Consider the following 13,114-nt stretch of genomic DNA (forward strand, 5'->3'; position numbering starts at 1 on the left):
TAACGCAACCTTGCCCTCCAGCGAGAAGCTGCTTTGGATGCTCATCGTTTAGTTCCCCCCGTAAATGCCGGCCGGCATGGTCAGCTTCAAATGCGAGATATCCCCGGCCAACTGCCGGTAATATTGACTTAAGCCCACAACATCCGCACCTACGCTGATGAAGTTGTAGCCAAGATCGACCAGCTGGTCCCAATTGCCCACACCGCCTACCGTTCCCGCGAATTTGCCTTTGGCTGCCGTTACTTTTGCTATGCGCCGGCGCGTTTCCAGCAGCTTCGGATGATCGAATTGACCCGGCGCCCCGATGCCTTGACTGAAGTCGTCGGGACCGAAGAAGATCATATCGAGCCCGGGCAGCGCGACAATGTCCTCCAGCTCGTCAAGCGGCTCGGGATCTCGATCTGCAGGATGTTGAACCGCTGCTCGTTGGCTTGCGCTAAATACTCAAGGAAGTCGATGTTGCAGAACGCCCCGTCCGCATTGCCTCCATCCACCGGCCGGCGGCCGAGAGGGTGAAACTTCATGCTGCGCACGACCGCCCTTGCATCGTTCAAGCTCATAATGTGCGGCACCATAATGCCGGTTGCGTCCATCTCGAGCGGTCTTACCAGAACGCTAACATTTCCATACCACATTCAAACAAAAGCTCATGAACACCCGGGTGGAAGTGGCCAAAGACTTGCTCCGAACGGGCAGGCTATCCATTGAACGGATCGCCGCCGATGTCGGCTATTCGTCGACGCAGTACTTTTGTCATCTGTTTCAACAAAAGACCGGTATGACCCCTTCGGAATACCGCCTCGTCGAACAATCGGAAATACCGGGTCTTGCGACACCCCATGCAACAATGACCGCCGCTCCATCACCTCCTTAATTTGCAGAACGCACTGACCGAGTCATGCGTTGTTTCCACCTGCAATCCTTTAACACAAGTGTATCGAGGAACGCCAAGGGCAACAACAAGATGAACGGACATCTTTTTGTGCATATTGTCTTTAAAAAGGAATGAAGTTGGGCATTTTGCGTTATACTGGGAGCCCTCGTGGATTTGATTCTGGTCGTATCGGCGGTCGGTACTGCAACGAAGATGTTTCCAATTTTAAGAAAATTTGATTCTCCAGGTAGCTCAGGAATCCTTTCAAATAAGAACTAATGTTTGGTATAATCATATCAAACGTATGTTCGGGAGTGAGTATTCGTGGCTAAGCAGGAGTCTATCAGCCTGATTCAATTTCAAAAGAAGTTTAAAGCCGAAGCAGACTGCCATCGGCATTTGTTTAAGATGAAGTGGCCCGAAGGATATTGCTGTCCAAAGTGCAAGCACACAAAAGCTTACGAAATCAAAACTCGAAAACTGCCTCTGTATCTTTGAGTAATACACCTAATCCTCCGCCAGTCTTCGATCTCTTTTTGAAACATTAAAATACGATACTGCCGGTCGCACTCGTTTATAAAAGGACGATCATAATATTTTAAGTTCCGTTCCAATGCTTTATTTAACAAAATTATGTGTCGATCAATCTCATCGATTAAATCATTACCCATATACTGTCCACCTTTTTCACCCTAATTTCTCTCTTAGTTCATCCTTGATCTGCTGTATTATTGAGGCTAACTCAAATACATGATAATGATTGTCCGAAAGAAGACCTTCCTTGATTAACCTTACCGGCTCCAGTGCGCCATTTCGTGTATATTGGACAATCCGATCCACCGTCAAATGACAAACAGAGTATTTGATCAATGCCTTATGAAAACTTATGTATCCGTCACTTATTTCCTCAACATGTCTGCCGCGGCAGCTATTCATTAGGATTGTTACTTCATCGCGATCCAATTTATCTACTCCGGAAGAAGTTAATTTGTAGGTTTTCAAAAAGCCCGCATCGATAAGCCGCTGAATTGTGCCGCGCTGAATACCAAGAATGAGTGCCGCTTCCTTTCTGGAAATAAGTCTTTGTTTTTGAAGTAGTAAGTCGTTGAGTGTTTGCTTTTCAATCAGATATCCTTTTAACGATCCCCGTTCTTTAGAGATCAATTGGATTTTACAGTCATCACTCAACTTGTGTACGAAGTCATAACTCATTCCGATGGTATTTCTGATCTCATCCTTCCGCACGTATAATCTTTTCTCGATCAACTCTGGATGATCCTTGAATACAAATGCTCTCCGGGCTAGTATGTTTTACCAACTTCCTCTTTAATTCATTGATCACCGGATCCGCTGACGGAATATCAAAACCGTAATCCTCAAAACTTTGCTGATAAGCTACTGCAGACATGCTGGTCAACCTTGACGCATGACCTGAAGCCGGGAAAGCTCTAGTAGGCTGGTTGTTCGTTGGTTGTGGTGCAAAATTCTAAAATCCATGATAACATGATAAAAAATTAAGTCGTAGGATGGGGCAATTACGTTGGAAAAGGAAGTAGATTTGTTTAAATGGAAGCAATATGAATCAGAGGTAATCTTGTTAACTGTAAGATGGTATTTGAAATATAGTCTAAGTTATCGTGATTTAGTAGAGATGATGAAAGAACGGAGTCTTGATATAGCCCATACAACCATTATGCGATGGGTTCATCAGTTTGGACCGGAATTAGACAAGCGTATTCGTCGATATTTAAAACCGACTAACGATTCCTTTCGAACGGATGAGACCTACGTTAAAGTCAAGGACAATGGAAATATCTTTATAGGGCAGTGGATTCAAGAGGAAATACGATTGATTTCATGCTGTCTGAAAATCGAGATACACCCGCGGTTAAGCGATTTTTCTTGAAAGCAATAACCTCACCACACAATCAATCGCCGCGCGTGATTACCGTCGATAAAAACCCAGCTTATCCTACCGCAGTTCAACAATTGAAGGACGAGAAGGCTATAAAACAAGAAGCATTGCTACGACAACAGAAATATCTTAACAATGTTATTGAACAAGATCATCGATTTATAAAGAAAGTCATTAAACCAATGTTGGGCTTCAAGTCTTTTGAAACTGCAGAACACACCATCGTGGGAATCGAAGTCATGCATATGATAAGGAAGGGCAGGTCGAATGCAATCATTCGTCTGCCCTCTCTGCAGTTGAATTAATCAATAAATTGTTTGGATTGACAGCATAATCAAACCACAAAACTGCGAGTATCTTTAATCAGTTTTTAATTGTTGCACCAAAACCCTTCGTCGGTCAGACTGCTAGCTGATATACATCGCATACACCCGCGGCCGATCTTCCGCCGTACGGACAAGCTTCACTTGCACGCGCACCGTCTGCCCGGCGAGCTCGGACAGGTCGCGCCCGGACCATTCGACGCGGCAATCCAAACCGGTCACGTTGCCGAATACCTTGCCGTCTGAGAAGCCGGCAATCGGCCGGAACCGTTCGTCCAGCAAATCGACGGTCAGTCCCTCTACGCCGTCAGCGTTGAGGACGAGTGCGGGCGTATCCGCTGGCAGCGCAAGCGGCGCCGAACAGATCGTGCCTTCGCTCATGCCAGGCGTAAGCCCGAATGCCCCCCAGCGGTCGCGCGGCAATGTAGCCAGGGCAACTTCCCCCGAGTAGTATTTGAGCACTTCGTCCGCCGCAAACCCGCCGACGTTACGCCAGCGGCCATGGTAGATGCGGGTTTCGTCGCCCACATTCAAAATGCCGTTCGCCTGGCATAGAATCGTTTTGAAGTTGTAGCCGGGAACGGGCGTGACCAAGGAATCGTTGCGCCGCAGGAAGCGGTGCCCCTTGACCGGCTCGCGGAAATGGATGCCGTCATTGGAGACGACGAGGCCGAAGTCGCAGGAGATTTCGGCGAATCCTTCGCCGTAATTGGCGTTGTGCCACAGCCCGTAAAGCCCGACGCACACGTTGCCGAAGCTGGCCGCACCGACGCCGAGGTGCACCTGATCATAAATGCCGTTCCGACCCCGCAAGCTGCGATCTTCCGGTTCGGCAAGAGCGAACGATACGGCCATCATATCCGGCCAGTGATCGAAATCCTGCGTCGTGCGGACCACCCCGGTTCTGCCGCATGGCGTCCCCCCTTCGGCGGCGTGGCCGAGACGGCCGTGACCGGTTCCGACCACATGGGAATGAAGCACATAATGACCATTGTGTTTGATGAACGAAGAAGGCTCTACGAACTGGTTGCAGAACGGAATTCCGGTCATCGTCCAATGCAAACCGTCCGGCGATACCGCCAGCGCCACCGATGTCACCGTCCCGTATTCCTCGATCGGCGGAACGGTCTGGTCCGGGAAATATTGATACGTCATCTTATAACGGCGGTCCGGATCGGGGTCATCGTCATCCCTGATCACAATCGCTCCGCTGACAACCGTGTGCGGCAGCGCAATAGCGTTGTTGTCACGGCTGCCTTTAAAGAGCACTTGCCCAAGCGCCGGTTTGGTCCACGTGATCCCATCGTCACTTTCCGCATAACAGAGCGGTCCTTGATAGCTCGGCTTGTCGTCGCCGTGAAACCACTTCGGCACTCTTGCTATCTGCTGCATCTTCTGCAGCGGCCAGTCCGGATTTTTCCCCCAATGGCAGGCGTAATACCACATGCGGAATTTATTGTTTTCATACAGTACCGTCCCATAGAAGTGCGCCGCATGGTCGTCCGGCGCGCCGCTGCCGAGCGGACTTGGCCTTAACACAGGCTCGGGACGAACGGTTGGTTTGTTGAGGTAAAGTCCAACATTCTTCTTAAACGGCAATGAAACATCATCGATAGCCAGAAGCGTTTGTTTCTTATTGCGATTCGTTTTTCCTGTCATTGGGAAAACCTCCTCATTTTCGCGGTTATTTGTTTGCTGTTTCTGCTCCCTGTGTTTGTTCGGTCCGCCTCTTCATCTTGCGATTATTCCTCCGCCTGGGTCGCAGGACGCAGCTCGTCGGAAGCGGGAGCGGCCCCGAGCCTCTTCCGGTTTAAGGCGAGTTCCTTGTACTCCTTGGGCGTCACCCCCGTGTAGCTTTTGAATACTTTGGCAAAATAACTGGCGCTGTTGAACCCGACTTTGCTATGAATCGCGGAAATGACGCTTTGGGCGTCGTCAAGCAGCAATTTGGCTTGCTCGATCCGATGCTGATTTAAATACTCGACGAATGTCGTATTGCGATGCTGCTTGACGAGATGACAGGTGTACGGCTTTGTAAGCTGCAAGTGTTCCGATACGTCGACGAGCGATATGGGCTGATCGTAATGGGCCAGCACGTAATCTTCCATCTTTTTGATATGCTGTTTGTCGTCCTTTAGAAACTTATAATTGCTTTTGAAATCCCGAAACCGCTCATAGAAGAAATTTTTCGCCACCGTCGTGTTCATCATGCTGTTATCAACCAGCAATTCGTTGATCTCATTGAGGAATGCAACGCTTTCCCCGCCATAGAGTCGAATCGTTAAAGTGACAATCGAATACAGATTGAGGCGGTACTGCATGATGCTCAAATCGTCGCGGAACAGCTGGGACAATAAAGCCGAATAGTGTGTCTCGTTCTGTTGGCGAACCGCCAGCTCCAGTTCGATGAAGGCGTCTTCGCTTTCCAATTCCCCCTTTTCATCGATTTGCAAATTCGCATACGAATACAGGTTGGTCATCTTCGCATGGATGCGTCCCATATTGCAGGCGTACATCGCCTCCGCATACGATTTATTAATGTCGCGGATGTCGGCATACAAGGTGCCGACGCTGACGACGATTTCATCTTGGCCTATTCGATCATCCGATTTGAGTGCGCGGCCCAGTTCGGCGATAAACGCATCCAAATCGGCATGCGGCAGCTTGAAAAAGCAAATGTAATGGTTCGGCGACTCCTCATAAAGTGTAGTATCAAAGGCAGTGGCTACACGCTGTTCGTAAAAAGCGGGAAACGACGATTCCGAACCCGCTTTTGGGTACAGACGAATGATGCACACGACCAAGTTCCCCCGGTATTCCTGCAAATAATGGTCGATATCGGCAGGAGAGACGTAGTGGCCTTTAACCAAATTATAGGTCAAGGCGCGAATCAACAGCCGCTTGCTGCTCAGCAAAGACGTTTCCAGCATCGTGTTTTTATCGAACATCTGGTCAAGCGAGTGGATAATGTAGTCAAACTCGCTGCTCGTATTCTTTTTATCGAGATTGACCGTCCACCATAATTTATCAATGACAACGCGTATCGGCTTATACAACTGGCGCGAACTGACGGAAGCGAGCGTAATCGTGATGACAGCCAGCGCCGCAAATAGCAGCAGCATATTGTTTTTCAGCCGATTCGCATGCTTGAACAACTGCTCGACATTCACTTCGCCGATCAAATACCATTGAAGGCTATCGAGCGAATAAGCATTCACAACCTTCCCGTCGTCGTTTTGCCTGCTTCCGGCTTTAATCGTTTGCATCGTGTCGTCCGGAACCGGCTGGCCAATTTTCCCCGCATCTTTATGAAACAGGATGCGCCCTGCCGTGTCGACCATATAGTAATTGTATATATCGCGATTGACGTTCAATTGCTGCAAAAAGTTGTTGTACAATTTCTCGATATCGACATTGAAGATCAAATAGTTCTGGCTATCGTAAGGATAAGGCAAACGAATCAGGATCGAAACGATATATTGCTTCTTCACGGAACGATCGACAACCCGCGTGCCGATGTCGGATAGCTCGTAGTCATGAGGGTTTGCAGCAACCCCTTCTTGAATCCAGGCATACATCGGATCGTCCCATTCGCGTATCGTCCCGTAATCGGAGTTCAGCAAGTAATTTTCCGCGCTGGCGTAAAAATAAACCGATTCGAAATAATCGTTGCTCATCTTCAATGTCGTCAACCGTTTCAGCATTTTGACGCGATCCACCATGGAGGACATCAAGGCTGCGTTATCGCTGGACAATTGTTCATTCATCACGCTAGACATCATCTGATTCAACGTCTTGTCGAGCAAAATGCCGGTTCTCGTCAATTCGTTGCTGTTCTGATTCAAGATCATGGCCGTCGTTTGTTTCACATAGACCGATAAGGTAAACATGCTGGCAAACGAGAACGGAAGAAAGGAGACGAACAGTACAAGGATGATCAGTTTATAAAAGTAGGTCCTCGTCCCAAGCTTCATCTGCGGTAAAAACATGGCGTTCCCCCTCACCCATATTTCTAACCCAGTATAGCACCTCTCTCTCTCTGCTCTATCCCTTCAGCGAACCGACCATAATGCCTTTGACTAAATATTTCTGGATAAACGGATACACGCAAATAATCGGGATCGAAACGATCATCACCGCCGCCGCCTTCACGCTTTCCTGCGGCAAATTAATCATCAACGCGATGTCGGCCCCGTTTCCCGCGAGCGCTTTGATATCGAGAGAAACGATCATCTCCTTTAAAATAAGCTGGAGCGGCCATTTGTTCTGGTCCGTGATATAGATCGCCGCAGGAAACCAGCTGTTCCAAAACGAAACGGCGTAGAAGAGGCCGATCGTCGCCACGGCCGGACGCGACATCGGGAGCATGATCCGGAAGAAGATGCCGACATGCGACGCCCCGTCGATGAATGCCGATTCCTCCAGCTCCTTCGGGATTTCCATGAAAAAATTGCGCATCAAGAACATGTAAAACGGCGCGATCAGAGCGGGAAGAAACAATGCCGCCAGCGAATCCTTGAGCCCCAAAGCGGTAATGAGAATATAGGACGGCAGCAGCCCGCCATGAAAAAACATCGTAATCAGGACAAAAACCGTAAAATAATTGCGGTAAGGCAAATATTTCTTGGAAAGCCCGTAGGCAAACCCGCAAGTGAACAACAGGCAGAGAAAGGTGCCGGCAACCGTAACGAATACGCTGACGGCCAATCCTTTGTAAATATAAACATTGTCAACGAGCAAATATTTGTAGGCGTCTAAATTAATCTGCTGCGGAAACAACGTATATCCATGCAATAAGATGTCTTCGTTGGATCGCAACGAATGGCTGATCAGAATGAGAAACGGAAGGAGAAAGGAAATACTTATCAAGATCATGAAAGCGATGTTGATCATGCCAAACAGTTTCCCCTTCACCACAACCCCTCCTTCCCCAGTTTGCGTACCACATAATTGCAGATTAATAGGAGGATCAGGCCAAGCACGTTTTTGAACATGCCGATCGCAGCCGCGTACGAATAACGAAGCGTCAATAATCCTTCCCGGTAAACATACGTGTCGATAATATCCGATACTTCATATACCCGCGGGTTATAGAGCATCAACACCTGTTCGAACCCGGCGCTCATAATCGAGCCGACCTGGAGGATGAACAAGATGGCAATAATATTCATGATCGACGGCAGGCTAATATAAAGCATTTGTTGCCAGCGGTTGGCGCCATCCATTCGAGCCACTTCGTAAAGCTCGGGATTAATGCCGGCCAAAGCGGCCAAATAAACGATCGTGCCCCATCCTAAGCTGGCCCATATTTCGCTGATCACGAGAATGCTGCGGAAATAGGTGCGGCTTTCCAGAAACGAAATCGGCTCTCCCCCCCAAGCGACGATCAGGTGATTCAGCAAACCCGACGTAGGCGAGAGGATCGCCATCAGCATTCCCGCTATTATGACCCACGATAAAAAATGCGGCAAGTACGAAATCGTCTGCACAATCTTCTTGAACTTCCCGTTCGCGAGCTCATTCAATAATAAAGCGAAAATGATCGGCGCCGGGAAACCGAATATCAGCTTGTATATGCTGATCAGAATGGTGTTCATGAAGATGCGTGAAAAGTAATACGAATGGATGAAATCGTCAAAATGCTTCAAGCCGACCCAATCGGCATGAACGAAAATCGATTGCGCGCCTTTGATCGGGTTGAATTCCTGAAAGGCAATGATCATGCCATACATCGGAACGTAATGGAACAGAAAAAAATAAATGACGCCTGGAAACATCAGCACATACAAAAGTTTATGCTTTCGGAGGTTATTCCACCGTGTGAACGACAATGTTACGCACCCCGTACTCATTGAGAATTCACGCTCTTTGCCCTATGCGAGAACAAAGTGCGCACACCGTTATTTTCTCGCGACTTGGCTGTATTGGAGATTTTTATCCTCAATCAAATCTTTGCCGCCGATATCCAGCCACGTTTTCATCAGCTCATCCCATTTGTCGACCGGTGTTTCGCCCGTAATGATTCTCGTCTTCTGCTCGTTGAGATACGTATCCAGGTTCGTCAATTTGGTAAACGACTTGAATGTGCTGATGTCATATGTGACATTCATGTCGACTCCCTCAAAATGCGGGAATTCGTTCAGTTTGTTGATGTATTTCGTATACGTTTTGTGCGTCCAGGTGTTAAGTGGCAATGTATTCGTCTTGTACGCTTTATCGAACATGTAGTATTTGGCATAGTAGCTCGCCAATTTGTCATCGGTCTTGCTCGGGCCGATGAAATCGATCGTGCCATCGGGGTTGAGCGTGTAGCTCTCTCCTTGAATCCCGTAGTAAATGGTTCGCCGTCCTTCGGGCGTGGCGTGGTAAGCCAACACTTTGAGCGCGGCCTCCTGGCTTTTGCTCGCCTTGTTGATGCCCACTACTTTGGTCAGTACCGATCGGGTGAACAGTTGATTGCTGCCTGTGCCCTGCAGCAATATCGGCTCGTAGTTCGCCTCCGGCACCTGTTGCATCAATTTCTCATAGCCGCTCAAAATATTTGAGTACCACCCGGCGAAGGATCCCACTTTATTTTGCGCGACGATTTCTTGTCCCTGTTCGTTTTTGGCCGTCAGGAAGTCCCGCCATATATAGCCTTTCTTATACCACTCGGCGAGCTTCGCAAGCAATTGCTTATACGCCGGATCGAGCTCCGGAGGCGTCAGCTTTCGATCCGCATTCAAATACCACGCCATCCCCGACTTGAGGAAATAAGGCGCGAAGGTGTTATCCAGCCCGAGCAGATCTCTCGCGAATAGCCCGATCGTGTCTTTCTTCCCGTTTTGGTCCGGATCTTTGTTGATAAAGGCGTCCAACACGCTTTCGTAGTCGGCGATCGTTTTGGGCGGCTGCATGTTAAGCGTTTTCAACCAATCGGTGCGCAGCTGTATGACAAATCCGGAGCCGACGTTGTTTTCGTTGGGAATGCCGATGATTTTGCCATCCACCGTCACCTGCGGCCACAGCTCCGGATTGATGTTGTTCTTCAAATCGGGGGCAACTTTATCGATCAAATCATTTAACGGGATTATCGCCCCGCTTTTGTACAGCTCGATCGCTGCGTTGACGGACAGACCGGTAATGATGTCCACCTTTTCCTTTGAAGAAAGCATCAAATTGACTTTGTTGTTCAACTGATCGCCGGGTACGAACAACATCTCGACATCGGCACCCGTCGCCGCCTGGATCACGTCGTGCACCTTATGCTCCATCGGCGTATTTTTTTGAAAACCTAAGTTTTCGCGGATGACAATCACTTTCTCCGCTTTCTTCTCTGCTGTTTTATTGTCCGTGCTCGCCGCCGCTGTACCGGCAGGGGAACTTTTGGCAGCCTCTTTGCCGGTGGTGCTGCATCCGACAATAGCCATAACTAATACAAGCAAACTCACAGTAGCCATCAAACTTCTCATCTTTCTTACTCCTCCTCAATGATGAATCGTACGAAAGCTATAATGCGAACATACAACATGATCTCACATTTACAACACCCCCTCTCTTTGCTTAGCTCACGTGGTTAATTGTTTGCCGGGAACCGAATTGAATTCCCCGCTGTCGGGAATGAACGGGTATTTGCTTTTGATTCGATCGGTCAACGCGATGCCAAGTCCGGGCAGCTGCGGGGGCAAAATGTTGCCATTCGCCATCCGGAACGATTCCCCCATCAGATCGCTGTGCAAGCCTCCGAAGTCAGGAGGAATTTCCAGAATCAACGTATTGCTGCTGGCGAATCCGCAGTGAATGTTTTGCAGTAGGGAACCGCCCGCGCCCCATGCGTGGGTAGCGTTCTGCTTCCCTTGCGCAGCGAGCATGGCCGATACTTTCATAAATTCGCCAAGTCCCCCTGTAAAAGAAGCGTCCGGCTGACCGATGTCGAAGCATTGTCTGTCTGTAAACGCTTTCCACTCGCTGCAGCCTGTGAGGCATTCTCCCCCGGCGATCGCGATGGACGTACTGGCGCACAATTCGCTATAAGAGGCCATATCGGTCCCTCCTGCATACACCGGTCGATGACAGAAGCGGCCTCTTCGAGAAACAAATCAAACGGGTTCGTCCCTCTACTGACCGCCAGATAAAACCCGTCTATGCCATCGTCACCTTCCTGCGAGCGTGCTCCGTGACACGGCAAGTCGAAGCTGATCGCATAATGACCCTGTGCAACAAATTGCTCAGCCGGAATGCAAAATGGCCGTTTGGTTAGCGATGTTTCCCAATCCATGGCGAACGTTACAAGCAGCAGCGGATTTTCATTTGCCGCAGGCTTGGCGGGACTCAGCAAATGGTAAGGCAATGTTCGCCCCCCGATCCGTACCGAATGAGCGGAAATCTGCTCTGCATTCATCGGAGCATCCCCTCACTCATGTTCCTTCCTGTTTGCAATTGTGCCACCCCTTCGCGCTTTTCTCTTTTCATTATGGGTATCCCTTAGGGCCAATTCAATCACACAATATTCAGAAAACGTCGCAATATTTTCATAAACGCATCCGATAGTCGCCCCAATTCCGCCGCGGTAGTCGATTTTGCCTCAATGGAACAATGACAAAAAGACGGCTCTGTTCGAATCAAAAGCGAAAGAGCCGTTCTTGCCCGGACCGTCGGTCATTCAACTTTTTACCTTTTGACGTGGGCGTCAGGAGCCTTATCCGATACGAGATTCAAGACGATGTTGTGCTCAAGCAGCGCTCCACCAAATGGAGCAGGCCCCTCTTTTCCAAGAATCCCTTTACGGGAATATTCAGGTGACAACCAATAACGAAGGAGAAAGGGGATTATATGAATCAGGAGGTAACCGCATTTATCGAAAGCATCGCTCAGCCTTGGCAGGTCGAGGTTTGCAACCGACTCCGCCAGATGGTCCATCAATCCATACCGGACGGCGAAGAACGCATGCAATATCGTAAACCGCATTTCCTGAAAAACGGGAAGTACGCTGCGGTAATCACGCCTTCCAAGGACGCGGTAAGCTTTATGATCTTTACTAACGGTGCCGATCTTGAATTGCCGAAGGGTCTGTTCGAAGGCCCTCCCGAAAGAAAATGGATCAAAATTCGCGACGGGCAATCGACGGATTATGAAATGTTGGCCAAGCTTCTGTGGAACTTACGGAGCGCTTAAGTCGCTGCTAGCCTTACATCTTCGATCGCTTCCGGCTCCCAATGGAAACCGTCCGGCTTTACAATGCTGGGGAGCAGCACCATTTAGATGGCCGTGTATGCGTCCGGTAGCATCGTGTTCAGCAGTGCCTCCACAGGAATAGCGAAATTCGGGAGAGTCGTCATCCCACTCGCCATTGTGCGGTGTGCCTCGCTGATCTCTTCCCGGAGATTGCGATCGAATGCTTTACTCGACGCGTCGACGGAAAGCGTTTCGGAAATGAGGTTATAGGTTTCTTGAGGCATGATGCTGACAACAACATTTTGTTTTTGGACATTTGAATGAGCTCCTTTCGCCCCGCCGTCTCCGGTCGGGGCGCATAATGTAATGGCCCCTCCGGAGAGGAATATGGACGAAACCTATGCCCGCTCAGCGTTGATGGTCCCCGTTTGTGCAGCTTCCACGAAATGATCGGTGATCCAGTCAAACCATTCGGAATCGGACATACTCATGGCTATGATCGAAGCGCCGTTTGCGCGATACTCTTTGATCTCCCCCGAACTCTTGGCCCGAAGAAGATAGAACCTTTTGGGATCAAACATGATGGACAACTTATCCGCCCAACAGAGTTTGCTTGGCAACTCAGAAGGACTTGTCGCTTAACGATATGTTCCTCGCGCTGTGCAAGCTTTGCAACGAGCACGAGCGTCACCTGATGGACAACATGGCCGTCGCCAGATTCGAGCCAGCCAACCAGCCAGCCGCCATGCTTTGCGTGGAGCCGATTGGTGAAAAGCTTTAACTGACGATGTGCGTATACCATTTGGGTGTCAGCATATGCGTATATACCATTTTGTAGCGCCGATTTCC

14 protein-coding genes and 1 pseudogene are annotated in these 13,114 nt (G+C 49.2%); 4 read left to right on the forward strand and 11 right to left on the reverse strand.

Annotation, left to right across the window (positions count from 1 at the left end; all coding sequences use genetic code 11):
- Positions 1 to 48: 48 nt before the first annotated feature.
- Together AC58QD_RS06930 and AC58QD_RS06935 are read right to left on the reverse strand one after the other, a co-directional pair.
- Entirely contained in the window at positions 49 to 342 is a 294-nt protein-coding gene (locus tag AC58QD_RS06930; protein ID WP_497331427.1) for an aldolase/citrate lyase family protein, read from the reverse strand.
- Entirely contained in the window at positions 339 to 635 is a 297-nt protein-coding gene (locus AC58QD_RS06935) for a hypothetical protein (RefSeq protein ID WP_497331429.1), read from the reverse strand. The genes AC58QD_RS06930 and AC58QD_RS06935 overlap by 4 nt, the downstream gene beginning before the upstream one ends.
- Before the next feature lie 14 nt (positions 636 to 649).
- Between AC58QD_RS06935 and AC58QD_RS06940 the strand changes: the two genes are divergently transcribed.
- The gene (locus AC58QD_RS06940; protein WP_497331431.1) at positions 650 to 874 is read left to right on the forward strand and encodes a helix-turn-helix transcriptional regulator; all 225 of its coding nucleotides are present in this window, start codon (positions 650 to 652) and stop codon (positions 872 to 874) included.
- Between the two features lie 324 nt (positions 875 to 1,198).
- Positions 1,199 to 1,372, forward strand: a complete 174-nt coding sequence (locus AC58QD_RS06945; protein WP_497331433.1) for a transposase family protein — start codon at positions 1,199 to 1,201, stop codon at positions 1,370 to 1,372.
- Between the two features lie 189 nt (positions 1,373 to 1,561).
- Here the strand turns inward: AC58QD_RS06945 and AC58QD_RS06950 are convergent, their stop codons facing one another.
- The gene (locus tag AC58QD_RS06950) at positions 1,562 to 2,140 is read right to left on the reverse strand and encodes a hypothetical protein (protein WP_497331435.1); all 579 of its coding nucleotides are present in this window, start codon (positions 2,138 to 2,140) and stop codon (positions 1,562 to 1,564) included.
- Positions 2,141 to 2,414: 274 nt separating this feature from the next.
- On the opposite strand from AC58QD_RS06950, the pseudogene AC58QD_RS06955 reads away from it, so the two are divergent.
- Positions 2,415 to 3,123 (forward strand): annotated as a pseudogene (locus tag AC58QD_RS06955) (IS6 family transposase).
- Between the two features lie 73 nt (positions 3,124 to 3,196).
- Here AC58QD_RS06955 and AC58QD_RS06960 read toward each other — a convergent pair.
- The 7 genes from AC58QD_RS06960 to AC58QD_RS06990 all read right to left on the reverse strand — a co-directional run bounded on the left by AC58QD_RS06960 (position 3,197) and on the right by AC58QD_RS06990 (position 11,492).
- On the reverse strand, positions 3,197 to 4,771 hold the full coding sequence (locus tag AC58QD_RS06960; protein ID WP_497331437.1) for a hypothetical protein: 1,575 nt from the start codon (positions 4,769 to 4,771) through the stop codon (positions 3,197 to 3,199).
- Positions 4,772 to 4,854: 83 nt separating this feature from the next.
- Positions 4,855 to 7,101, reverse strand: a complete 2,247-nt coding sequence (locus AC58QD_RS06965) for a helix-turn-helix domain-containing protein (RefSeq protein WP_497331439.1) — start codon at positions 7,099 to 7,101, stop codon at positions 4,855 to 4,857.
- A 55-nt stretch (positions 7,102 to 7,156) separates the two neighbouring features.
- Complete coding sequence (locus tag AC58QD_RS06970) at positions 7,157 to 8,026, reverse strand: carbohydrate ABC transporter permease (protein ID WP_497331441.1); 870 nt, start codon at positions 8,024 to 8,026, stop codon at positions 7,157 to 7,159.
- Complete coding sequence (locus AC58QD_RS06975; RefSeq protein ID WP_497331443.1) at positions 8,023 to 8,964, reverse strand: ABC transporter permease; 942 nt, start codon at positions 8,962 to 8,964, stop codon at positions 8,023 to 8,025. Before AC58QD_RS06975 ends, AC58QD_RS06970 begins: the two co-directional genes overlap by 4 nt.
- A 48-nt stretch (positions 8,965 to 9,012) precedes the next feature.
- Positions 9,013 to 10,563, reverse strand: a complete 1,551-nt coding sequence (locus AC58QD_RS06980; RefSeq protein WP_497331445.1) for an extracellular solute-binding protein — start codon at positions 10,561 to 10,563, stop codon at positions 9,013 to 9,015.
- 96 nt (positions 10,564 to 10,659) lie between these two features.
- Positions 10,660 to 11,091, reverse strand: coding sequence for an enolase C-terminal domain-like protein (locus AC58QD_RS06985; protein ID WP_497332158.1), 432 nt, complete (start codon positions 11,089 to 11,091; stop codon positions 10,660 to 10,662).
- Entirely contained in the window at positions 10,974 to 11,492 is a 519-nt protein-coding gene (locus tag AC58QD_RS06990) for a hypothetical protein (protein WP_497332188.1), read from the reverse strand. Before AC58QD_RS06990 ends, AC58QD_RS06985 begins: the two co-directional genes overlap by 118 nt.
- A 431-nt stretch (positions 11,493 to 11,923) precedes the next feature.
- Here AC58QD_RS06990 and AC58QD_RS06995 point away from each other — a divergent pair, with 431 nt between their 5' ends.
- The gene (locus AC58QD_RS06995; protein ID WP_497331447.1) at positions 11,924 to 12,265 is read left to right on the forward strand and encodes a DUF1801 domain-containing protein; all 342 of its coding nucleotides are present in this window, start codon (positions 11,924 to 11,926) and stop codon (positions 12,263 to 12,265) included.
- A 398-nt stretch (positions 12,266 to 12,663) separates the two neighbouring features.
- On the opposite strand, the gene AC58QD_RS07000 is transcribed toward AC58QD_RS06995, so the two are convergent.
- Positions 12,664 to 12,855 (reverse strand): hypothetical protein, encoded by a 192-nt coding sequence (locus tag AC58QD_RS07000; RefSeq protein ID WP_497331449.1) that lies wholly within the window; start codon positions 12,853 to 12,855, stop codon positions 12,664 to 12,666.
- Positions 12,856 to 13,114 lie beyond the last annotated feature (259 nt).

Source organism: Paenibacillus sp. J2R1T-4, assembly GCF_059692235.1.

Coding starts and splice junctions, on each gene's coding strand:
- AC58QD_RS06930 (WP_497331427.1), bottom strand. CDS start 342: ATGATCTTCTTCGGTCCCGACGACTTCAGTCAAGGCATCGGGGCGCCG.
- AC58QD_RS06940 (WP_497331431.1), top strand. CDS start 650: ATGAACACCCGGGTGGAAGTGGCCAAAGACTTGCTCCGAACGGGCAGG.
- AC58QD_RS06975 (WP_497331443.1), bottom strand. CDS start 8,964: ATGAGTACGGGGTGCGTAACATTGTCGTTCACACGGTGGAATAACCTC.
- AC58QD_RS06960 (WP_497331437.1), bottom strand. CDS start 4,771: ATGACAGGAAAAACGAATCGCAATAAGAAACAAACGCTTCTGGCTATC.
- AC58QD_RS06995 (WP_497331447.1), top strand. CDS start 11,924: ATGAATCAGGAGGTAACCGCATTTATCGAAAGCATCGCTCAGCCTTGG.
- AC58QD_RS06935 (WP_497331429.1), bottom strand. CDS start 635: ATGTGGTATGGAAATGTTAGCGTTCTGGTAAGACCGCTCGAGATGGAC.
- AC58QD_RS06990 (WP_497332188.1), bottom strand. CDS start 11,492: ATGAATGCAGAGCAGATTTCCGCTCATTCGGTACGGATCGGGGGGCGA.
- AC58QD_RS06980 (WP_497331445.1), bottom strand. CDS start 10,563: ATGAGAAGTTTGATGGCTACTGTGAGTTTGCTTGTATTAGTTATGGCT.
- AC58QD_RS06965 (WP_497331439.1), bottom strand. CDS start 7,101: ATGTTTTTACCGCAGATGAAGCTTGGGACGAGGACCTACTTTTATAAA.